Origin of the sequence: Flavitalea plasmicola (assembly GCF_030546645.1) — a bacterium.
GTDB lineage: Bacteria > Bacteroidota > Bacteroidia > Chitinophagales > Chitinophagaceae > Puia.
The window spans coordinates 516,344-537,108 of record NZ_JAUOTO010000006.1; the positions used below are offsets into that span (position 1 = coordinate 516,344).

The window sequence follows — 20,765 nt, forward strand, 5'->3', positions numbered from 1 at the left end:
GGCGGCTAATATCACCCCCCAAACCTTACCCCCAGCGTCACCCCCCAGGTCGCGGGATCGCCCAGGTGGTAAGCCCCGAAATCATATGCATAGGAAATGTATTTCTTATCCCCAATATTCCTTCCCCAGACAGCCAGCTCGAATTGCCGCACGTCCACACCGCAGCGCATATTATAAATAGAATAAGGAGATTGCCGCATCGTGTTGGCAAGATCGAAATACGTCGATCCCATCATTTTCCATTCTCCACGGACAAAGGCCCTGATGCCTTCCCGCAGGGAAAGGCCATACTGCACCGCCAGCAGGGAAGTGAGATCCGGGGTAAAAAGCTGCCGCTTCCCCACCAGGTCGACAATATCCCCATTCTGTGACAGTTTCAGGGACCGGTATCGGCTATGCGTATACCCTAAATTATATATGACCTCCAACCCCTTGACAAACCTCCCGGCAATCTCGGCTTCCGCACCCCAATTGTCCAACCTCCCTGTATTCCTTGTGACAGTGATCGCTTCAGGCAAAATGAGCGTCGGTACCTGCGCGTCATTGATATGTGTGAAAAAAACGTCGGCATTTACCCGTAGCACTCCCGACAGCAGGGAATTTTTGATGCCAAACTCGTAGTTGCTGCTGTACTCCGGCCGGAAACCCGCCAGGGGGGGCTCCGAAGGGTTAAACGACAGCTGCGTCAAGCCTCCCGTACGAAATCCCCGGCTATAGACGGCATATAAGATAGAATGATCCGCCACCTGGTAATCCAGCGCCAGCCGTGGTGAAAAAGCATGAAAAGACACCCGCCCCGACGTATCGGGAATGACTACAACAGGCGTAGGGTCAGGATCATGCTGGTATTCACCCAGGACATCCTCCCGCTGATGTTCATAGTCGTACCGCAATCCAGCCGTCAGATTGGCCCTGCTTGAAATAGGATAGCTCAATTGTCCATAGAAAGCCATCCCCCATTTATGATTCCGCGTCGTGTTGATCGTCGAGAAAAGAGAATCGCCTACACCCAGTAAATTGGCGTCGTTGCCATACCGGGTTGCCTGCCTATTGGGTTGATCCTGGTAAAACCAATAAGAGCCGGCCGTCCATTTGAGATTGGAAGAGCTAGCCGAAGAGAATTGAATATCTTCTGTGAACGCTTTTATATTGTTCCACCGCCTGCCATAATTATTAATGACCGAAATAGCATCCAAAGGAGAAAAGTCGCCGTCGATCGGCTCCTGGTAGTACCGGTAATTCTTCTGGTAAGAGGTCTGTGACTTAAAGTTAAACCCACGGCCCTTGTACCCCGCCGAAAGGGAAGACTGGAAAGTGTTGTCCACCATGGTGGTCCTTGCATTCTGATCCAGCTTGAATGGCTGCCCGAAGAGCATGGAAGGATCAGCGACAAGGGGGAAAGCCCCATGGTTACGATTGTTTCGCTGTTTGACATTTAGATCCAGGGTCCAGCGTGGGCCCGGCAGGTACTTTAGATAATAATTCCCCGTAAAAGAATGCTGCCTGTCATAAGAAGAGCCATCATATTCATTCGTATAATAACCATTGCGCCCTTCATACAGGCCCGCTGCACCAATGAAGAGTTTATTCTTGACAAGAGGATTCCGGAAGGCGGCCACATACCGCTGCAGACCGTAATTTCCCGTACTGACTTCTGCGACGCCGCTGAACTGGTTCGTAGGCTGCCGGGTAATAATGTTCATCACGCCGCCCATAGCATTGCGACCATACAGTGTCCCCTGTGGGCCCCTGAGTATTTCGATCCGCTGAATATCGAACAAGGAAGGAATATAAGTATCCAGCCCGAATTGATTAATGCCATCGACATACACCGCCACCGCAGGATCATAAGAGGTGGACGTAACCCCCCTGATAGAAATGACATCTCTCCCATCACCCGGATCGGCTGCATAGAGTCCCGGAACGACGCCCGAAATATCCTTATTATTCCAAAGCCTGAACTGCTGCACTTGTGTGGCGGTGAAAGCTGCTACTGCAATGGGGACCTTTCCCAAAGGCTCTTCCCTTTTCTGCGCAGTGACCACAACCTCATTCAGCGAGGTCGCCGAATCCACTGATTGCGCACACACCACTACGGAAGGCATCCATAAGCTGAGGATCAAAACAAGTCGACTATTCCAAAACATGTGATTCTATTAGCGATTAAGCAATCGGATATACCAGGAAACAACAGGAACTTCCTGTGCTGCCGGATCCTTTTTCTCACCAACAACATACAGATTATGCCACCCGCCATCATTCACCGCCTGTATTGGCGCCATTATGGTCTGCACATATCCTTTTCCGTCGGCAGAGGCCTTCGCACCGCTCCCGCTGAATGCGAGATCCGCGATCTTCCTGCCCGAGGCGGAATCCAGGCGTACTTCCATTTGATAGGCGGGACCGGGACGCCCATTCCAGGTAATGCTTAGTTCAGCCCGCACAATCCCGGTCAGGTCGAGATGATCCCGGTGAAAAGGCCCCTTCATAGAGGGCTTGCCATGAAAGGAAAGCTTTGCATTATGGAGAGAGGCCGCGCCCATGCCCGTCAGTGGACGAATATGGTCTCCCCCCTTATTCGTAAATGAAGCCGATATGGTCAGGATGCCATTGTCCTTTAGGGGATGATGCATGGTTGGGTCAACCATCCCAGTCGCTGGCAGAGATTTAATAGTAGACTCCGCTCCGGAAAGCGTTTGTATCCAGGAAACTATCTGCCGGATATCATCTTCTTTGATATTGGGATGTGCGGGCATGGCTACTTCGCCCCAGTTTCCGCTGCCTCCCTTCATCACCTTTTGCATTAGCTTGGGGACGATCTCCGGATCTTTCGCATAACGTTTAGCTACATCCGTAAAGGAAGGCCCAATAGACTTTTCATCCACCTTATGACAGGTCTTGCAATCCAGTGACAGCATGATGTTCTTGCCTTCAAACGCTGCGCTTAGCACCTGGTGACCCTGGGAAGAGGCGGCTTTATCGGATCCTTCCGTATAGTCCGCCGATACTACAAGACCTTTCATATCTTTTATTCTTCCCGTATCCGCCGGATCATCAATAGTCACGACATAAGCTACCGGCTGACCTTCAAAATAGAAGCTTCGATTGCCCTTGATCTGCACATTCACCGTAGGGATGATATTGCCCGCATAGACGCTCAGCACATTGCTTTTTGTCGCGGCGTGGTGCGCATCTACCACCGTTACCGAAAGGGCATAGTCGCCTGCCTTCGTATAGGTGTGGTCGAGAACGGGAGCCGATGTTTCCTGGGTACGGCCATCGCCTGTATCCCAAACATACTTAAGAGAGTCTTTCTCTGGATCTTTCGCCCTTACAGAAAGATGCACGCTCATTGGCAGCAGGCCCGAGATCCTGTCTACTTTAAAACTATCCACGACAGGTGCAATATTCCCCCGGTTAAAGTCGATTCGGGAAATGCCGGCATCCGGGTTCTTTTGAAACCAGCCATTGCCATATTCAAGCACATAGAGCTTCCCATCAGGCCCAAGCTCCACATCGACAGGAGCATTGAACTTGGTATCCTGCAGGAAGGGCTCCATGTTATCGAGGTCGCCATTCGCCCGCATCGTCACCATCTTGAACCATCCTCTTACCCAATCGTACATGAGGAATCTTCCATTGTAGTAGTCTGGCAGCCGGGTGCTGTCCGGGTACAGGTCTGAATAGAACACAGGTCCCGCCATGGCGCACCTGCCCCCGCTGCCCAGCTGGGGAAATTCATCGGATAGCCCATACGGATACCACACATAGGCCGGCTGCGCAGGAGGAAGGTCCCGGAGTCCCGTGTTATTGCGGGATTCGTTAACAGGTTTCGCCGGATCAAAAAGAGGCCCATTGACCCCCGTCTGATAATTATGGAGATGGTAGGGATAATTATTGCCTACGAACAATGGCCATCCGAAAAAGCCTGCCTTCCTTGCCTGGTTAACCTCGTCATAGCCCCTGGGACCACGGGTATCCAGGCTGTCCTGGTTGGCATCGGGTCCTACTTCCCCCCAGTATAGATAGCCGTTTTTCTTGTCCACCGTTATGCGGTAAGGATTACGATCCCCCATCACATAGATCTCCGGACGCGCTTTAGTCTCTCCCTTTGGAAAAAGATTGCCCTCTGGTATATCATAGGTGCCGTCCGGATTGACCCTGATGCGGAGGATCTTGCCACGGAGATCATTGGTATTGCCCGCACCGCGGCGGCTGTCATACTGCAGATGGCCGGGCCTGTCATCGAGCGGAGCATACCCATTGCTGGGATACGGCGTATTAGGCTCATCAAAAGGAGTGGAATTATCCCCCGTAGACACAAAAAGCGTATTGTTCGGGCCAAAAGCGATAGAGCCGCCCGTGTGACAGCATATTTCCCTCTGTGATTGCACCTCCAGTATGATCTTCTCTGATTTCCGGTCAATGCTGTCATTGGACAACGTAAATCTTGACAACCGGTTTACCGAAGTATCGATCGGACTGTAGTATACATAGACGAAATGATTCCTGGCAAAGTCCGGGTCAGCCTGAACTCCTAGCAAACCCTCTTCCGCATTGACATTCGGCGTATGCTTTGTCTTAAAATATACATCTAAAAATCCCGCCTGTGTCACCTGTTGCGTGGTATGATGATACAGCATAATCTCTCCTCGCCGCTGTACTACCAGGATGTCCAGGTTGGGGAGGATCGTCATCTCAGTGGGCTCGAAGAAGACGCCTTGTACAAGGTTTGTCTTGGAGAACCTTTCTGCTTCCGGCACTCGCAGGGCCGTCGCCTTTTTGTAATCCAGCTCGGTATTCTTACCGATGGCATACCGGATCCCATCCGCCAGGAGACGCCGGGAGGACGTATCCGTCAGAGAAGGTAATGAATCTACATACCAGGCCCGCCCGCCTTCGTATTCGTGGGAGAACATACCCTTCCGGCTGCTATCATCCACCCCGATCATCCGCCGATACCATCCCCATTCATATTTCGAGGTCGTGGCCGATCGGACACCGGCATAACCACCCCCCGCCTGTATATAACGCTGGAGATCGGCCTGTCCATAATGATCAAGGACATTACCCGGGGTATTCAGGAAAACGATAGCCGAGTATAACGTAAGGCTATCTTCCCGAAAACGTGTACTGTCTGAAGTCGTGTCTGCCAGCCATCCATTGGTCTCCGCCAGGTTCTGCAGCGCCTGAAGATCAATAGGGGCCACCGCCGAAGCAGCACCCATGGCGCCTTTGCTGAAGATCAGCACCCGCGGTTTGCCAGGACGGCTATGATTACAACTAAAAAGAACGAATAGCAAAAGGAGGAAGGGCAGGGGGGAAAGCAATCGCCAGGAAATGTTCATAAAGGAATTTTACAATTATATGTTATATGCATAGTTACTAATTTTTTATTTCAGTCAGCAAGCCATACTCATAACTATAAACCTACATATGTCTTATTTCCAATCCTTGTAAGGATGAATAGTGAGATTGGAATTATAATACCTGCTTTCTGCTGTTACCTCTTTGTCAATCCAATCCGGCACCGTAAAAGTTTCATCTTCCCTTGCCAGTTCTATTTCAGCAACAATCAATCCCTCATTATCGCCAGAAAATTCATCAATTTCCCAGAGATGGTTGTCGAATTGAATTTTGTATCGCACCTTACTAATGGTAGCCGGGCAGAAATTATCTAAAAGCGCAATAGCATCCTCTTTGGGAATTTCATATTCGAATTCGGGCCTGGAAGCACCCTCTGAAAGACCTTTTATGGTAAGATAGCCCTGCTCACCGGCTAATCTAACCCGGATGGTTTTGGAGGGGTCAGTAAGAATATAGCCTTGCCGGTATTGGACTCCATCTTTTGCTAAGGATGTATTCCATTTGTCTTTCTTTATCAAATATTTCCTTTCAATTTCTATTCCCATTTCAGTTGGATATTAATGATTAAGGTACGACAACTATTTTTCACACCATGCCAACCCTGGCGCATATTCTTGTAAAACATTAAGTATATTTAACTAAAAATCACCACCATGATCCAGGTACACGACATCTTTGTCTGTAAACCAGGCAACGCTTCCAAACTGGCAAAGAAATTCAAAGAAGCCATGACCAGCGCCAGCGAACTGGTTAATATCCTTACAGATATGAGCGGACAATACAACAGGGTAATAATGGTGACCCAATACGAGAACCTCACCGCGTATGAAAAGAGCTGGGAGAAGTACAAAGAGGACACCGAAGCAATGAAGAAAATGGAGGCAGCCATGGCTGGCTACCAGGATATGTACCTCACCGGATCCCGGGAAATATACCAGATCTGGTAGTGAATTCGACGTTAATCCTCTGGCCCGATTATTTGTTTCATCTTACGGTTGATAGCAATTCGCCTGGCATATACCAGCCGATAATTACCGGCAGTGATGGAATATCTGTAATCGAACTCCTTTCCCTGCAGCTTCACGCCCGTGGTGAGCCATGCTAAGCTCAGGCCCCATTTACTGGTGTTGTAGCCCGTCGCCAGGCGCAGCATGTAATTAGGGGAAATGCCCACTTTGTCCCCGCCAATACCGGTGCCTGATTCGTGAGAAAATCGGAAATTAAGATTGGCTTCGAAAGAGCCAAGCAGGAAATAATGCTTTTGCAGCACCAGCGTATAGGCGTAACCAACACCCGGCCCTATTTCAAACAAGCGTATTTTACGAAGGTTGCTCTGATTGTACACCGGGTCTACTTTGTATGGTGCAAACGCGCTGTCGCCGCTGATCGACACGTAAAATGCTTCGCCCCCCAACAGGAATGAGCCTGCCGACTTTTGTTGCCAGGCATTTTGTGATAACCCCGCGCCATAACAAAACCGCCGGTCGTTCAGCACGCGAACCACCGAGGTGCCCACCATGCTAATTTTCATATCGGGCCGGACGTAATAGCGATGGCTGTCTTCGACGCCTAACCCGCGCGTATCCAAATAATATCCTTTGTAAAAGGAAGCCACCGCGTCTATCGTCCACTTCCGCTTATACAGGCGCAGCTGCAGGTCCGTACTCTTCGTTGACCCTTTTGAACTATTCGAATGCAGGAAATTCAAACCTTTTGAAAAACTGAAGGACAACGATTTATAAGTAAGACCTACTCCGAGGCTCAAAGGCTTGTTCACCGGGTAGTTCATGGAATGAATGCCCGCTGGCGGCTCCATTTTGAATTGTAAATAGCTCCTGGATAAATATACCCGGCCGATGATCGTCCCTTTGAACGACCGGTAATACGTGGTGTCGTGGTCCGGCTCATTGTATACCTGAGCCCTGACAGCGCTGAAAGACAATGCGCATATAAGCAGTAAATAGGGGCTTCGGTTCATATCGAAATTTAAGCATTATTTATCATAATGGTATCCGCCCTGAAAAGTAAAAAACTGGTGGCCATCATGACAACTGCAGTCCCCCAATGAATAAGCAAATGCTGCACATCACCCGCGCCATTGTTTACAAGTACGATCACCCCGTCTGTCACCGGAACAATAATAGTCGTAGTGAACACCCAGGCTGCCGCAGTTCGCATCCGCATCCACAACAATGGCAATAATACCACACCGGAAAAAATGTCCCGGATGCCCTTGATTCTTCCATAAGCCCAATCATGTGCATCTATGATACCTATGCCGAATCCCTCCGCGCCCACGGAAGGCGCCACGATAAATCGAACCCCTACGAAAATAATTCCAAGCGCTAAAAACAGCGTAACCCAATAACTTACGCTGCGCGGACCCCATTCTTTAGCATGATTTTGTGTTTTCATCTTATTTTGATTTAATAGCACAAATCTCCAGCTAAAAAATTGCCGGTTTATTCACCTGGGTTAATTACCGCTTTCCGGCGAGACGCTTGCGGATCCGGCTTAAGGAAGGCGGCTTCACCCCTATATAGCTGGCAATAAAATATTGGGGTATACGCTGTCCGATATCCGAATAGACAGCTAGAAATTCCTGGTACCGCACCTCTGGCGGGTCGTTATACATGCTGGTGATCTGCCGGATAGCGGCAATAAACACTTGTTCTATCACCAGACGGCCAAACCGCTCTCCATGTTTCAGCTCCCGGTACAGCTGCTGCAGATTGCGATATCCGATCATATAGACAACGGTAGTTTCAAGTGCCTGAATGTTCCTGTCCGAAGGCTGCTGTGGCAAAAAACTTTCATTGTCGCATATAAATGCTCCTTCCTTACTAAAATAATATGTTTTCTCATCTTCGCCATTGACGGTGTAATAGCGGACAAGTCCACTTTCGATAAAACCTACGTACCGGCAAGTGCTACCCGCTTCCAGGAAGTGTTCGCCCTGCCGGAATATTTTTCTCTTGAACAGTCGCCTGACAACTTCCTCGTCATCGGGAGATAAGGGGATGTAAGTACGTATGGTTTTGAGAAGCAGCTCCATATGGAAGGATTCAGGAATTTTCGCTAAATTTAATACCAATTTGCCAGGGATTCGCACCCGGCAGCAATATAATGAAAGTAGAAAAGTTCCTTCCCGCTATAGCATTACAGCCTTTTGTCAGGGAGTTTATCATCATTGAAAGCGACCTGGCAACAGACAGCAGCACCATTCCGGATACATCCATGGTGATGTCCTTTCGGTACAAGGGGAGGGTTCAAATGATGGAAGGAGATGAAAAGTCCAACCTCCCCGCCACCGTTGTCTCTGGCCTGAGAAAGTCTTCCCGGCATTTCACCTACGAAGAGAACACTTCCAACCTCCTGGTCGTTTTCACCGAAGGCGGGATCAATGCCTTTTCCAGGACACCCGCACATGAATTGTTCGAACAGCACGTCCATTCCGGGAACCTCTTCCATTCCTCAACGTTGAATGAGATCCTGGAGCGCCTGGCTGAAGCCGCAAACAAAACAGATAGGATAAAGATCATGCAATCTTTCCTCCTGAGGCACCTGACAAATACCAAAGCCGACCTCCTCATTGACAATGCACTTCAGCTGATCAAAAGACAAAATGGGATCATAAGGGTCAAAGACCTGGCTGCCTCCCTTTACATCAGCCAGGATGCTTTCGAAAAAAGGTTCAGGACAATGGTGGGATCCACGCCTAAACAATATGCTTCCATTGTCCGCCTGCGACACCTCATCAATGCATATCCCTCCTTTCATTCATTGACCGACGCCTCCTATGAAGCCGGTTATTTCGACCAATCCCATTTTATAAAAGACTTCCGGCTTTTTACGGGCCAAACTCCCAAAGACTTCTTCAGATCAGGCCAATATTGGTAGATCAATGATTTTTTACAATTCCTCGCCTGCCTGCCAGGGTATTTTTGTGTAAAATAAAACAAAATGGTACGGATGCATACCCTGCTATCGGCGCTACTCCTCATGGCAGGAATAACACAGGCACAAGGAATCAATAACAACACAAAAACTAAAAAAATGTCTACCGTTGAAAAGAACAAGACAGTCATCCGCAGACTGTACGACCAATCCCTGAATAAAAGAAATACAGCGCTGCTGAAAGAACTGGTATCCGAAGATTACGTAGGGTTCCAGGGACTGAAAGGGGCAGCGGGATTTGAAAAACCAATCGCCCCGCTGATGGATGCCTTTCCCGACATACAATGGCATATCCAGGAGCTTCTCGGAGAAGACGATAAGGTAGTCGTCAGATGGAAGCTTAAGGGCACCCAAACAATGGAGTACAATGGCTTAGCCCCGACAGGTAAGCCCATCACCAACGAAGGGATGGCTATTTTCACCTTGAAGGACGGCAAAATAACAAATGGCCAGGTCCTCACGGACCGCTTGGGCTTTTTGCAGGAATTGGGGGCAGTCCCTCAGGACTTAAACCAGCTATCGAACGATGCCACCCTTAAAGACCAGGTCAATCTCATTGATAAGTTCCTCGTTCCCCCAGCCGGCAAAGCTGAATTCTATGAAAGAATGCACATGAACCGAAGCCTCCTGAAAACCTTGCCCGGGTTTATAAAAGACGAAGCATATGAATACAACGATAATGATGGCAATCTGATCTGTGTGACGGTGGCCCATTGGGCAAATAGAGAGGTCATGGCAAAGGCCAGGGAGGCAGTGCAGGCAGCGTATAAGAAGGAGGGATTCGATCTGCCGGCCATGCTGAAGAGATTGAATATCAACATTGACAGAGGGATTTACACCACAGTGACGGATTAGCCCCCCTTATTTGTCGTTTTACCATAGTTTTTCATTTCAAATGCCCGTGGTATGTTTGCATCATCAAACAATAACCCAATCATTAACACCAAAAACTAAGAAAAATGGAAACGGTAAATAAGACCACCATCACCATCGAAACCACCGTAAAAGCTCCCGTAGAAAAAGTGTGGGCGTACTGGAGCGGCCCCGAACACATCATTAAATGGGCCACCCCCTCGCCCGATTGGCACACGCCCCGCGCCGAGAACGACCTTCGTACAGGCGGTAAATTCCTCTCCCGTATGGAAGCGAAGGACGGCAGCTTCGGCTTTGACTTCGGTGGCGTATACGACAACGTTAAAACAAACGAGCTCATCGAATACACCATCGGCGACGGCAGGAAAGTAGTGACCAATTTCACGAAAAAAGGGAATGAGACCCGAATAGTACAAACCTTCGAGGCGGAAAACGAAAATCCTATCGAAATGCAAAGAGGGGGCTGGCAGGCCATCCTGGATAGTTTTAAGAACTATACAGAAACCAACTAATACGAAGGCCCCCGGAAGGGGGCTTTCGCTTATTAAAACTTAAAGCTGTTTTTTATACTCCTCTATCTCCTTCAGATACTCCATCGATTTGATAACGGAAGTCCACTCCCTCCCGCTGAACAGTAATTTGAACCATTTCTTATTGGCATTCCGAAGATGAATATTTCTGTACAGCCAGATGGAAAAGATAGCGAACAGGACCGCAACAGGGAATGCGATCAGCCAGAAAGAGAGGGGACTCTCCCTCATCCATTGAAAATTCCAGAAGAAGGTACAATAAAACGGCGTCTGCAGGAATAATACACGCGTTGCCTGCAAGGTAGAAGCCTTCAGCTCCGCCGTCTTTTGCTGCACTTCTATCAGGCTCTCGCTGTTGTCGATCTCCGAGATCAGCAACGTATGTCGGATATAAACGATCACCGCATAAATGTTAAATCCCAGAATGGCCGCCACCGACACCACAAAGAACAACTTTCCCCAGACCAGTGAATTGACGATGAGAAAGACCAGGAAAAGTACCCATACCACACCGAGCGCAGCTACCCATTTCTTCCACCTGCTCACCGCATTCAACCTGGACTTCGCCTTTTCAGTTTGTAAATACTCAAAAGTCTGCAGATGAAGCACCCAGGATTGTAAGTTCAGGATATTGGCCCTTTCAATCTTTTGATTGTATTGCTTCCAGAGCTCACTTAATTCAAGATCTTCCATCATATTATTTTTTATTATTTAAAATGCATTGCTTAAGTTTATCCTTGATCCGGCTGATCTTCGTCGCCACATTGGTCTCGGTCAGACCAAGGATCTCTGCTATCTCCCGGTAGCTTTTCTCTTCGAAATAAAGCAGGATCAATGCTCTGTCGAACTCCTTCAGCCCTTGTATGCAGGCTTGCAGCCAGGCAAACCTTTCTTTTTCCTGGGACATGTCCGAAGACCTGTCTTCGATCTCCAGGTGCAACGTCGACAGGGAATGATCACCCCTCCGCCGCTTACCCTCCCTGTAAAACGAAATAGCTACATTCAGCGCCACCCGGTACATCCAGGTAGAAAAACGATAGGTCGCATCGTAACTTCTCCCCGACCTCCACAGGTGGTAAATGATCTCTTGCGTGAGATCCTCCCTGGAATGCTTGTCAGGGCAGTAAAGTGCGCATATTTTTAATATAATCCCTTTATTTTCAAGTATCAATGCCAGAAAATCGGGATGGTTATTGGCGGATGACATGCTGTTATTATGATTCGCAGCAGCAGGTGAAAAATCACAATTTGCAGGAATTATTCACTCTTCCAGCACCAAAGTGCCAAATGCGGAGGGAATATGAAAATCCGGCTGGACAGACGCAGGCCTGATCCAACTGATCCAACGCAGGTCCGCCCTTCCATTCACCACCCCTTTACATTCCGCACGGAATAATCCCGCATGGAGTCGACCATTTTGCAGCAACCCCAGTTCCTTCAGGGATTGAATACTGATGGCGAAGGCCAAAATATAACCACCGGAGACCCTGGACGCTTTTATCACCAGCTGCCCTTCGGGCCAGGTCCAGGGATAATTCATTTTTCGGTAATATACAGCGTTATAATCCAATACCCTTCCGTCGGCATCCATTTCGAGGCAGTAATAAGGGGTCATCGAGTCGTTCCTGGCAAGAAAGATTTCCACCCGGTCGGAAGCGCCTACCTCCATTTTATCATTTTTCTTCACCAGCGTGATCACGGAGTCGTCCTGCGCCTTGTATAGGCCATACAGCCATTTCCCATCCCACACAGCCGAAAAGGAGGTGCCCGGCGCAGCTGCACTGTCCCAGGGGTATACAAAATCCTTCAGTATACCAGCCTGGCGCCATGCCGGCGCAGACCCCAGGTCACCGGCCCTTACGGCTCCGGCAGCCACCTTCTTCACCTGGTATACTTGCGCCAATCCACTATTCGCATAGAACAGTAAGCACAGCAATCCCATTTTCATGAATCTACCATTTGTCCAAACCTAATAATTTCCTTCCAAGTGCGGACAGGTCCGCTGTCTTATATTTTGTTTGTTCCCACCCCCGGGGGTCGCCGGGGAAAGCATAACCCTCCGGCGCGATCCTGTCCCTCCACGACCGGATCCTCCACTGGCGCAGGTCTTCATTTTCTTCTTCGGCAGGCATCATCGAAATATATTGGGCCATACGCACTTTATCCTTGCTGTAGTTGGCGCGGATCCCATGCGGCTGTGAGCTGTTGAATATTAATAGATCCCCCGCTTCCATTTTTATTTTTTCGGTCCCGAACCCCGTAGTGTCCGGCTTGAAGTGATCCCTGTCCTCCGGCTGCGTAAGCTTCCATTGGTCATACGTCCTGAATAGATCCGGGATACACTGGAAGCCACCCATCTCTTCGTCCATCTGGTCGGCCAGCGCCAGTACGCCCTGCACGTTTTGCGGTTTCGTCTCAGGATCATAGTCCCAATGGATAAACCCCTTGTATTCGAAGCCCGGTCGTATCGGGAAATTCAGGTTAGCCCTGTCGATCGTACACCAAAGTTTTTCGGTCCCCCAAATATCTGCAAAAGCTGCATGCACTCTTGGCATTTGGCGGTTATCCCACAGCAGCTGGTGATTATAAACCTCTACCATGCCCGTATTGGTAAGCTCTTTCATTTTCATCTCCGCCCGGGGGATCGTATACCAGGAGGCCGGATCATGCGGATCTTTCTCCTCGAATTCCCAGAGAAAGTCTGCCGTTCTTTTCACCTGCTCTTTCGGCACGGCCGCCTTGATGATCACATAACCATTATATATCCAGAATTGCCAGTCCTCTTCCGACATTACCCGCAGCCGCTCCCCATTGCTACGGTTACTTAGCTTCACGACACTGCTTGTGGCAGTGGAAGGATTGCCCGGTATCTCTTTATGCGCATTGTTAGGGATCATCGTAGGCGCCATCTTTATATTTACCATATAAATGATTTTATAGGACGAAGTTCATCCGCAAAGCCCGCATTGAAAACCTCGGCAATGACCAGTTTTTGCTCTGTATTGACATATTTTGACCATGTATCTAAAAAATTGTAGCTTACTAGCAAAATCTGAACAGTGAAGATCCAGAAAGAGATTGTTTTGCCGGACCCCGGACAGTCTTTCAAACTGTTCAGTCCCAGCCTGCGTAATCAATTTTATTGGCATTACCACCCCGAATTTGAGCTCGTATTTGTAGAGGCGACTTCGGGCATTCGGCATGTAGGTCAACATATCTCCAGCTATATGGAAAGCGATCTGGTGTTCATCGGCCCCAATATTCCTCACCTGAACTTCGACTATGGCGTAAAGACAGCATACAAACAGATCGTCGTCCAACTGAAACAAAATTTCCTGGGCGATGCTTTAAAAGAGACACCTGAATTCGAATCCCTGGGACAGCTGTTCCAACTGGCCAGTTTCGGATTGTCATTTGCCGGGAACACCAAAACCATTGTCGCTGAAAGACTGAGAAGAATGAAGACCTTAGACCGTTTCGAACAGCTGTTGTCCCTCCTGGAAGTTTTCCAGCTGCTGGCGGCTTCCCGGGAAATGACCGTACTTAATCAGCAGGACACCAGCGTCAGGTTATTCCTCGATGACAAGATCCGCATGGGCGCTGTTTATAAATATATCCACACGCATTACAATGCCCACCCGGATGTCAATACGGTTGCCGCCAGCGTACACCTGAGCACTCCCGCCTTCTGCCGCTATTTCCGCAGGCAGACAAAGATGACTTTCACGGACTTTGTAAATCAATATCGTATCGCTCAGGCGAAGACGCTATTGTTGCAGGACAGCAGCATTTCTGAGGTTTGTTATGAGGTAGGGTTTGAAAGCCTTTCCTATTTTAATAAGCTTTTCAACAGGCTGACGGGAGAAAACCCTTCGACGTTTAAAAAAAGATATTTTCCTCCGGCTCATGCCCTAACTTAGCGGCAATACACCGGTTATGCAGCATACGTTCATCATCTATATTTCCCTGATCCTTATCATCCTCCTGCTCGTGATGCTGGCCGAAAGGCTGAAGGTGGCATATCCTATTATACTAGTGCTGGGAGGGCTTACGTTAAGCTTTTTCGACGGAATAAATATTATTTCGATCAACCCGGAGCTGATCTTCATCATATTCCTGCCGCCCCTGCTGTACGAGGCCGCCTGGTATACCTCCTGGAAAAATCTCTGGCGATGGCGAAGGGTGATCGTCAGCTTTGCGTTCCTCATCGTACTCGTGACCTCCCTGGTGGTAGCCGTAGTGTCCAGCCTGCTGATCCCCGGCTTCACCCTGGCCCTGGGATTTTTGCTGGGTGGCATCGTATCCCCGCCTGATGCCGTCTCGGCCAGTTCCGTCATGAAATATGTCAGGATCCCCCGGAGCATGACCTCCATCATAGAAGGGGAGAGCCTGCTGAACGATGCATCCAGCCTGATCGTATTCCGCTTTGCCTTGATCGCCGTGGATACAGGCCGGTTTGTCTTCCACGAGGCCGCCCTCAGCTTTGTGGTGGTCATCGTAGCCGGTGTGCTCATCGGCGTGGCCGTAGGCCTGATCTACTATGCCATTTACAAATGGCTGCCTACCTCCACCAATATGGACATCGTACTAAGCCTGACGGCGCCCTATGTCATGTACATAGCGGCGGAATCCATTCATGTCTCCGGCGTACTGTCCGTGGTCGCAGGCGGACTCTTTCTTTCGGTAAAAAGCCATTTATACATGAGCCAGCGCAGCCGTTTGCGGGGAGGTAATGTATGGTCTACGCTCGGATTTGTGCTGAATGGGCTCGTTTTTATGCTCATCGGTCTGGAACTGCCCCACATCATCGGACAATTGGGCGAGGTGCGGCTATCACAGGCCATTGGCTATGGACTGCTGATCACAGGGGTCCTCGTCGTAGGACGCATCCTTTCCACTCTGGGCGCTTCTGCTTTCACCGTATGGGTCAGTAAATATATAACTACCGCCGATAGCAGACCGGGCTGGAAAAATCCCCTGATCTTCGGTTGGGCGGGCATGCGGGGCGTGGTTTCCCTCGCTGCTGCCTTATCCATTCCATTGCACCTGCAGAATGGCGCTCCTTTTCCACAAAGGAACCTCATCCTCTTCATCACCTTCACTGTCATCCTACTGACACTGGTCGTACAGGGGTTGACCTTGCCGCTGGTAATAAAATGGCTGCATGGTGGAGAGAACAGGGACATCACACTTCCCCATCGTGACCAGGAATTGATCCTGAGGAAAAAACTGTCATATTATAGCCTGCAATTACTGGATGGCGAACACAAACAGACAGTAGAGAACAATCGTCCCCTTCAACAGCTGCGGGAAAGGTTTGCAAATGATCAGCTGCCCCAGGATGAGAATGCCAACCTGCTGCACGAAGACTATCGTCGTGTCTATTTACAGCTATTGGACAGGCAACGCGAGGTACTTCACCAGCTGAATAAAAAGGATGAACTGGACGATGAGATCATCCGGAAATACCTCACCATGCTGGACCTGGAAGAAGAAAAGCTGCGCATGAAGTTCGAAGGCGTATAACTTGTCTCATTTCCCCCCTTCTATTGTCATATTTGACCATCGTGTCACATCAGATAAGCGGTTAGCTTTGTTACATGGAAAAACAACTTATCAACGAAATAGAAACTACAGCGCATGAGCTGCTGAAGGTGGTCAACAACATTCCGCTGGATGCTTTCAACCAGATACCCTTCGAAGGCAGCTGGACGCCGGGACAGGTGGCAGAACATCTCTTTCTTTCCGCCTCCGGCATATTAAAAGCCGTTAATGGGAACACGGAGCTTACGCAACGCGACCCCCATCAAATGATCGCACCCTTGCGGGAGGCATTCCTGAATTTCAATATTAAGATGCAATCCCCGGACTTCATTATTCCCTCGGACGATCCGAAGGACAAACAAACCTTACTCCAGATGACAAAAGACACCTGGAAAGGTCTTGCCAGCGCCGCTCAAACAACCGACCTCACCGCCACTTGCCTGGATTTCGAAATGCCCACTGTCGGCCACCTCACCCGGTCAGAATGGCTGTCCTTCGCCGTGGTCCATACCCAGCGGCATATCTGGCAGCTAAAAAAGATCAGCAAGGTCATCGCTTTGTAAGCATTATCATTTACTTTAGACGTTCCAATTACCGGAAGGTCTATGAAAATAGCTTACTACATATTCCTAAGCTTTCTGCTCATCCTGTTGCTGTTTGCTATTACCACCTTTATCAATTTTCGCCTTTCCGGAATTGTCAACGCCAATACCGAGTATCTGTCCACCTCCACCGAGGTCATCCGGTACAGCGGCCGTTTCCAAAGAAATATCCTGAACATGGTCAGCGGCTTGCGGGGCTACCTCCTGACAGGCGAACGGTCGTTCATCGAGTCCTATGACGCCTCAAACACGGAGAACGACTCCATACTCTCCGAGCTGACCCCCCTAGTGACCGACACCCAGCAAAACCAGCTGTTGAAAGAGATCAAAGCGCTCAACGACGAATGGACGGAAGAATACACGGATCCGCTGCGTAAAGCAAAAATGCTGGCGAACGTCAGCGACAGTAACCTGCAGGTATTTAACAGGTTCTACAGGGAGAAATTCATCACGGGCGATGAAAAGATCATCCAGGCCAAGCTCCAGCAAAAGTTCAAAGCCTTCCTGACCCTGGAATACGATCTTCGGCGGGAAAGAAAGACCAGGCTCACCGAAATGGTCGACAGGACCCGCAGATTATCTTTCTGGCTCACCGTCATATCCCTGATAATTGCCCTGGTAATAGTGGGCATCGTGGTAAGAAAGATATCGCGAAGGATCGCGGGGATGACCAGGATGGCCAATGCCATCGCCGGGGGTAATTACAACGTAAATATCAAAGACACAGGTAAAGATGAGTTAAGCTCCCTGGGATATTCGCTGAATCATATGGCAGACCAGCTCTCCAGGAATATCTCCTTGCTGGAAAGATCCAACGAAGAGCTGAATCAGTTTGCCCACATCGTGTCTCATGATATGAAAAGCCCGCTCCGGGGAATTAGCAATGTGGTGTCATGGATCGAGGAAGATCACAAGCAGGAGCTATCTCCTAAAGTAGACCAATACCTGCAAATTATCAAGGACAGGATCGTACGGGCCGAGGCCCTGATAGAAGGAATTCTTTCGTACGCCCGCATCGATAAGGAGGAGGCGGAGAAAGAGACCACAGACCTCAATATGCTGGTGAATGAAGTGCTGGAAAACTTGCCGGCCGGCGGCAACGTGAGAGTGGAAGTCTCGCCGCTCCCCATCATCTACTCCGAAAAACTCCCGCTCTTCCAGGTTTTTTCCAATCTCATCGGCAATGCCATCAAATACAATGACAAGGAAATGGGCCAGGTAAAGATATCCTGTGAAGAACATCTGACGGAGTATGAATTTTTTGTGGAAGACGACGGCATAGGTATTGCCCCGGTTTATCACAAGAAGATCTTTGCTATCTTTCAAACCCTCTCGGACAAGAATTCTTTCACAGGTACAGGGGTAGGACTTGCCATTGTTAAAAAGATCCTGGATGGGAAGAAGAAAACCATCCGGTTAACCTCGGTGCCGGGGAAGGGTTCGATCTTTTCATTCACCTGGCCAAAATATTAATATCAATGCGACCGATCAACATTTTACTGGCAGATGACGATCCCCTGGACATCATCGACATTTCAAGGCAGCTGGACAAACAGCATATCATCTACCAGCTGTACGAAGCGCACAATGGTGAAGAGGCAATAGGCATATTGGAAGAGGCTCCCGAACCGCCCGACATTGCCCTGATCGATATCAACATGCCGAAGATGAATGGACTTGAGCTTCTCCAGACCATACGACAGCATGAAAGGTGGAAACATTTAAAATGCTTTATCATTACTACTTCCGACGAAAAAATAGACAGGCGCACCGCTTCGGCCCTTGGCGTGTCAGGCTACATCATCAAACCTTTAAAGTTGAATAGCCCCGCGTCGATGGATGCTTTCAATCTGATGATTGACCTCATTAATTTAAAAAGCATGGAATAATAATTTTTATATATTTGCTATCGTAAGCTGCTTGATTAGTAACGATGCGCTCCCACGACTGCCATAATGAAAATGAAAAGGATCTTGCCCGACGGCTGGCAGCCGGAGACATGGCGGCTTTTAATGAAATTTATCACCTTTACTTTCATCCCGTATATAACAATGCCGTAAAGATCACCCGTGACCCTGCGATCGCAGAGGACATCCTCCAGGAAGTCTTTACTACTCTTTGGGAGAAAAGAATGGCCATCGACCCTGAAAGAGCATTGGCAGGCTGGCTTTTTGTGCTTTGTTACAACCGCAGCATTAATATCCTGAGACGCCGCCTGCGGGAATCCTTGCTTTACAAACAGCTGCCGCAGCCCTTCGAAAGCTCTTCCGAAGAAGAAATAAGATTCGGCGCTCAATGGAATATCCTGGAGAATGCCATGTCTCGCCTTTCACCCCAGCGTCGCCGCGTCTTCGAATTATGCAAGCTGCAGGGAAAAACTTACGAAGAGGCGGCCCTGGAGCTGCACATCTCCAAATACACCGTGAAAGAGTATTTGTCCGCTGCCCTCGTATCCATTAAAGAATACAGCCTTCATCACCCCGGTTCCACCGCCCTTCTACTGCCTCTTTTCCTCTTCGGATGATCTCCCGTTAAAAAAAACCGACCTACCCCCCCTTTTTTAGGGCGTCTTTGTATTTATCTAAACTGCCATATTGGAAAAAGATAATAAACAAGAGTGGCTAAGGCTGCTTTTTGAAAAAGACGAATGGTCGGAGGACGATCGCCGGCGATTGTTGGAATTCCTGGACGAAAAGGACGACGATGCTATGCGTCGCCTCATGGAAGATCGTTTTCGGGAAGATATGACCGCATCCCACCCTTCCCCCGAAAAAGAACAGCACTTGCTTTCCCTTATTCATGAAAAGATTCAGCCGCCGGCAAACAGAACCCGTCTGATATCATTGGGAGGGTGGAGAAAATGGGCCGTGGCTGCCATATTGTTGCTGGTTGCCGGCAAATTCATCTTCCACCTCGCCGGCTCTGGCTCCATCCCGGCAAAACATTCCACGAACGAGCCCCTTGCAAAAGCCGCCACAGACTGCCCCCCGGGTACCCAAAATGCGATCCTCACGTTGGCCGATGGAACCAGGATCGCACTTGACAGCGCGGCAAATGGTAACCTGGCTCAGCAAGGCAACACAAAGGTGATTAAGCTCAACGGGCAGATAGCCTACGCCAGTAATGGTAAGACCACTGGGGGAGAGCCCCTTCTCAACACTATCTCCACGGCCAGAGGCAATCAATACATGCTCATACTGTCTGATGGGACAAAGGTTTGGCTGAATGCCGCCTCCTCCATGCGCTTCCCCACCGCATTCAAAGGCACTGAAAGAAAGGTGGAGATCACGGGCGAAGCCTATTTTGAAATTGCCAAAGATCCCGCCATGCCTTTTAAAGTAATGGCCGGCGGCGGTGAGATCCGGGTGCTGGGTACGCATTTCAACGTGAATGCCTATGCAGATGAATCCACTGTAAAAACTACGCTCCTGGAAGGCGCCGTCGCCGTCGAGAAAGAAAATACCCGGCTGGTGCTTTCCCCGGGACAACAGGCGAAATTCCGTCCGCAGACAAAATCCCCCGGCTCCGGGAAGCCGATCACGCTGATAAGGGACGTAGATACAGGCCACGAAACAGCCTGGAAAGACGGGTACTTCTGGTTTGACAACACCGATCTTCCCACCCTGATGCGACAGGTAGCAAGATGGTACGACGTGGAAGTGGAGTTTAAAGGCAATGTAACCGACGACAGTTTCTCCGGAAAGGTCTCCCGCAGCGTTCCCTTATCGCGGCTCTTAAAAGTGCTGGAACAATATGAGATAAACTTTAAAATAGAAGGTAAAAAGATCATCATATCGCCTTAGCGGGCCGGCGACCCCATCAAAATAAAAGCCAGTAGTGCGGCAACACTGCTGGCTGACATCTAGGCTATTTTTTGCGTCATTATTAACCT

21 protein-coding genes are annotated in these 20,765 nt (G+C 49.3%); 11 read left to right on the forward strand and 10 right to left on the reverse strand.

What is annotated here, in order from left to right; translation table 11 throughout:
- Positions 1 to 11: 11 nt before the first annotated feature.
- The 3 genes from Q4E93_RS23880 to Q4E93_RS23890 form a co-directional block, all read right to left on the reverse strand.
- Positions 12 to 2,147 (reverse strand): TonB-dependent receptor, encoded by a 2,136-nt coding sequence (locus Q4E93_RS23880; protein ID WP_303589617.1) that lies wholly within the window; start codon positions 2,145 to 2,147, stop codon positions 12 to 14.
- A 9-nt stretch (positions 2,148 to 2,156) separates the two neighbouring features.
- On the reverse strand, positions 2,157 to 5,348 hold the full coding sequence (locus tag Q4E93_RS23885; RefSeq protein ID WP_303589619.1) for a PQQ-dependent sugar dehydrogenase: 3,192 nt from the start codon (positions 5,346 to 5,348) through the stop codon (positions 2,157 to 2,159).
- 93 nt (positions 5,349 to 5,441) lie between these two features.
- Entirely contained in the window at positions 5,442 to 5,912 is a 471-nt protein-coding gene (locus tag Q4E93_RS23890) for a CYTH domain-containing protein (RefSeq protein WP_303589620.1), read from the reverse strand.
- Positions 5,913 to 6,020: 108 nt separating this feature from the next.
- Here Q4E93_RS23890 and Q4E93_RS23895 point away from each other — a divergent pair, with 108 nt between their 5' ends.
- Positions 6,021 to 6,314: an NIPSNAP family protein gene (locus tag Q4E93_RS23895; RefSeq protein ID WP_303589621.1), complete on the forward strand. Its 294-nt coding sequence runs from the start codon at positions 6,021 to 6,023 to the stop codon at positions 6,312 to 6,314.
- A gap of 11 nt (positions 6,315 to 6,325) precedes the next feature.
- On the opposite strand, the gene Q4E93_RS23900 is transcribed toward Q4E93_RS23895, so the two are convergent.
- The 3 genes from Q4E93_RS23900 to Q4E93_RS23910 all read right to left on the reverse strand — a co-directional run bounded on the left by Q4E93_RS23900 (position 6,326) and on the right by Q4E93_RS23910 (position 8,422).
- On the reverse strand, positions 6,326 to 7,345 hold the full coding sequence (locus Q4E93_RS23900; protein WP_303589623.1) for a DUF4421 domain-containing protein: 1,020 nt from the start codon (positions 7,343 to 7,345) through the stop codon (positions 6,326 to 6,328).
- Between the two features lie 8 nt (positions 7,346 to 7,353).
- Positions 7,354 to 7,782 (reverse strand): DUF4267 domain-containing protein, encoded by a 429-nt coding sequence (locus Q4E93_RS23905; protein WP_303589624.1) that lies wholly within the window; start codon positions 7,780 to 7,782, stop codon positions 7,354 to 7,356.
- 64 nt (positions 7,783 to 7,846) lie between these two features.
- The gene (locus tag Q4E93_RS23910; RefSeq protein WP_303589626.1) at positions 7,847 to 8,422 is read right to left on the reverse strand and encodes a Crp/Fnr family transcriptional regulator; all 576 of its coding nucleotides are present in this window, start codon (positions 8,420 to 8,422) and stop codon (positions 7,847 to 7,849) included.
- Positions 8,423 to 8,493: 71 nt separating this feature from the next.
- Between Q4E93_RS23910 and Q4E93_RS23915 the strand changes: the two genes are divergently transcribed.
- The 3 genes from Q4E93_RS23915 to Q4E93_RS23925 all read left to right on the forward strand — a co-directional run bounded on the left by Q4E93_RS23915 (position 8,494) and on the right by Q4E93_RS23925 (position 10,709).
- Positions 8,494 to 9,267 (forward strand): helix-turn-helix transcriptional regulator, encoded by a 774-nt coding sequence (locus Q4E93_RS23915; RefSeq protein ID WP_303589628.1) that lies wholly within the window; start codon positions 8,494 to 8,496, stop codon positions 9,265 to 9,267.
- 156 nt (positions 9,268 to 9,423) lie between these two features.
- Positions 9,424 to 10,179: an ester cyclase gene (locus Q4E93_RS23920; protein ID WP_303589630.1), complete on the forward strand. Its 756-nt coding sequence runs from the start codon at positions 9,424 to 9,426 to the stop codon at positions 10,177 to 10,179.
- A gap of 104 nt (positions 10,180 to 10,283) precedes the next feature.
- The gene (locus Q4E93_RS23925) at positions 10,284 to 10,709 is read left to right on the forward strand and encodes an SRPBCC family protein (RefSeq protein WP_303589632.1); all 426 of its coding nucleotides are present in this window, start codon (positions 10,284 to 10,286) and stop codon (positions 10,707 to 10,709) included.
- Positions 10,710 to 10,748: 39 nt separating this feature from the next.
- Here Q4E93_RS23925 and Q4E93_RS23930 read toward each other — a convergent pair whose 3' ends face one another.
- From Q4E93_RS23930 to Q4E93_RS23945, 4 genes are read right to left on the reverse strand one after another with little or no spacing between them, the layout of a single operon-like run.
- On the reverse strand, positions 10,749 to 11,423 hold the full coding sequence (locus Q4E93_RS23930; protein WP_303589634.1) for a hypothetical protein: 675 nt from the start codon (positions 11,421 to 11,423) through the stop codon (positions 10,749 to 10,751).
- Between the two features lies 1 nt (position 11,424).
- A complete protein-coding gene (locus Q4E93_RS23935) occupies positions 11,425 to 11,934 on the reverse strand; it encodes an RNA polymerase sigma factor (protein WP_303589635.1) in 510 nt (169 codons plus the stop codon).
- 54 nt (positions 11,935 to 11,988) lie between these two features.
- Positions 11,989 to 12,675, reverse strand: a complete 687-nt coding sequence (locus tag Q4E93_RS23940) for a sugar-binding protein (protein WP_303589636.1) — start codon at positions 12,673 to 12,675, stop codon at positions 11,989 to 11,991.
- A gap of 4 nt (positions 12,676 to 12,679) precedes the next feature.
- A complete protein-coding gene (locus Q4E93_RS23945) occupies positions 12,680 to 13,651 on the reverse strand; it encodes a phytanoyl-CoA dioxygenase family protein (RefSeq protein WP_303589637.1) in 972 nt (323 codons plus the stop codon).
- 135 nt (positions 13,652 to 13,786) lie between these two features.
- Between Q4E93_RS23945 and Q4E93_RS23950 the strand changes: the two genes are divergently transcribed.
- The 7 genes from Q4E93_RS23950 to Q4E93_RS23980 all read left to right on the forward strand — a co-directional run bounded on the left by Q4E93_RS23950 (position 13,787) and on the right by Q4E93_RS23980 (position 20,676).
- Positions 13,787 to 14,647 (forward strand): AraC family transcriptional regulator, encoded by an 861-nt coding sequence (locus tag Q4E93_RS23950; RefSeq protein WP_303589638.1) that lies wholly within the window; start codon positions 13,787 to 13,789, stop codon positions 14,645 to 14,647.
- A 16-nt stretch (positions 14,648 to 14,663) separates the two neighbouring features.
- A complete protein-coding gene (locus Q4E93_RS23955; protein WP_303589639.1) occupies positions 14,664 to 16,253 on the forward strand; it encodes a Na+/H+ antiporter in 1,590 nt (529 codons plus the stop codon).
- Between the two features lie 74 nt (positions 16,254 to 16,327).
- Positions 16,328 to 16,834, forward strand: coding sequence for a DinB family protein (locus Q4E93_RS23960; protein WP_303589641.1), 507 nt, complete (start codon positions 16,328 to 16,330; stop codon positions 16,832 to 16,834).
- Between the two features lie 42 nt (positions 16,835 to 16,876).
- Entirely contained in the window at positions 16,877 to 18,346 is a 1,470-nt protein-coding gene (locus Q4E93_RS23965; RefSeq protein ID WP_303589642.1) for an ATP-binding protein, read from the forward strand.
- A 5-nt stretch (positions 18,347 to 18,351) separates the two neighbouring features.
- Positions 18,352 to 18,762: a response regulator gene (locus Q4E93_RS23970; protein WP_303589644.1), complete on the forward strand. Its 411-nt coding sequence runs from the start codon at positions 18,352 to 18,354 to the stop codon at positions 18,760 to 18,762.
- 44 nt (positions 18,763 to 18,806) lie between these two features.
- Entirely contained in the window at positions 18,807 to 19,397 is a 591-nt protein-coding gene (locus tag Q4E93_RS23975) for an RNA polymerase sigma factor (RefSeq protein WP_303589647.1), read from the forward strand.
- A gap of 70 nt (positions 19,398 to 19,467) precedes the next feature.
- Positions 19,468 to 20,676 carry a FecR family protein gene (locus tag Q4E93_RS23980; protein ID WP_303589649.1) on the forward strand — a complete coding sequence of 403 codons (1,209 nt, stop codon included), beginning with the start codon at positions 19,468 to 19,470 and terminating at the stop codon, positions 20,674 to 20,676.
- Positions 20,677 to 20,765: the final 89 nt, after the last annotated feature.

Bases quoted from the DNA above. Each gene is read 5' to 3' on its own strand.
- Q4E93_RS23905 (WP_303589624.1), bottom strand. From the start codon at position 7,782: ATGAAAACACAAAATCATGCTAAAGAATGGGGTCCGCGCAGCGTAAGT.
- Q4E93_RS23895 (WP_303589621.1), top strand. From the start codon at position 6,021: ATGATCCAGGTACACGACATCTTTGTCTGTAAACCAGGCAACGCTTCC.
- Q4E93_RS23890 (WP_303589620.1), bottom strand. From the start codon at position 5,912: ATGGGAATAGAAATTGAAAGGAAATATTTGATAAAGAAAGACAAATGG.
- Q4E93_RS23935 (WP_303589635.1), bottom strand. From the start codon at position 11,934: ATGTCATCCGCCAATAACCATCCCGATTTTCTGGCATTGATACTTGAA.
- Q4E93_RS23915 (WP_303589628.1), top strand. From the start codon at position 8,494: ATGAAAGTAGAAAAGTTCCTTCCCGCTATAGCATTACAGCCTTTTGTC.
- Q4E93_RS23880 (WP_303589617.1), bottom strand. From the start codon at position 2,147: ATGTTTTGGAATAGTCGACTTGTTTTGATCCTCAGCTTATGGATGCCT.
- Q4E93_RS23940 (WP_303589636.1), bottom strand. From the start codon at position 12,675: ATGAAAATGGGATTGCTGTGCTTACTGTTCTATGCGAATAGTGGATTG.
- Q4E93_RS23930 (WP_303589634.1), bottom strand. From the start codon at position 11,423: ATGATGGAAGATCTTGAATTAAGTGAGCTCTGGAAGCAATACAATCAA.
- Q4E93_RS23960 (WP_303589641.1), top strand. From the start codon at position 16,328: ATGGAAAAACAACTTATCAACGAAATAGAAACTACAGCGCATGAGCTG.
- Q4E93_RS23910 (WP_303589626.1), bottom strand. From the start codon at position 8,422: ATGGAGCTGCTTCTCAAAACCATACGTACTTACATCCCCTTATCTCCC.
- Q4E93_RS23955 (WP_303589639.1), top strand. From the start codon at position 14,664: ATGCAGCATACGTTCATCATCTATATTTCCCTGATCCTTATCATCCTC.
- Q4E93_RS23925 (WP_303589632.1), top strand. From the start codon at position 10,284: ATGGAAACGGTAAATAAGACCACCATCACCATCGAAACCACCGTAAAA.
- Q4E93_RS23945 (WP_303589637.1), bottom strand. From the start codon at position 13,651: ATGGTAAATATAAAGATGGCGCCTACGATGATCCCTAACAATGCGCAT.
- Q4E93_RS23975 (WP_303589647.1), top strand. From the start codon at position 18,807: ATGCGCTCCCACGACTGCCATAATGAAAATGAAAAGGATCTTGCCCGA.
- Q4E93_RS23900 (WP_303589623.1), bottom strand. From the start codon at position 7,345: ATGAACCGAAGCCCCTATTTACTGCTTATATGCGCATTGTCTTTCAGC.
- Q4E93_RS23885 (WP_303589619.1), bottom strand. From the start codon at position 5,348: ATGAACATTTCCTGGCGATTGCTTTCCCCCCTGCCCTTCCTCCTTTTG.
- Q4E93_RS23970 (WP_303589644.1), top strand. From the start codon at position 18,352: ATGCGACCGATCAACATTTTACTGGCAGATGACGATCCCCTGGACATC.
- Q4E93_RS23965 (WP_303589642.1), top strand. From the start codon at position 16,877: ATGAAAATAGCTTACTACATATTCCTAAGCTTTCTGCTCATCCTGTTG.
- Q4E93_RS23920 (WP_303589630.1), top strand. From the start codon at position 9,424: ATGTCTACCGTTGAAAAGAACAAGACAGTCATCCGCAGACTGTACGAC.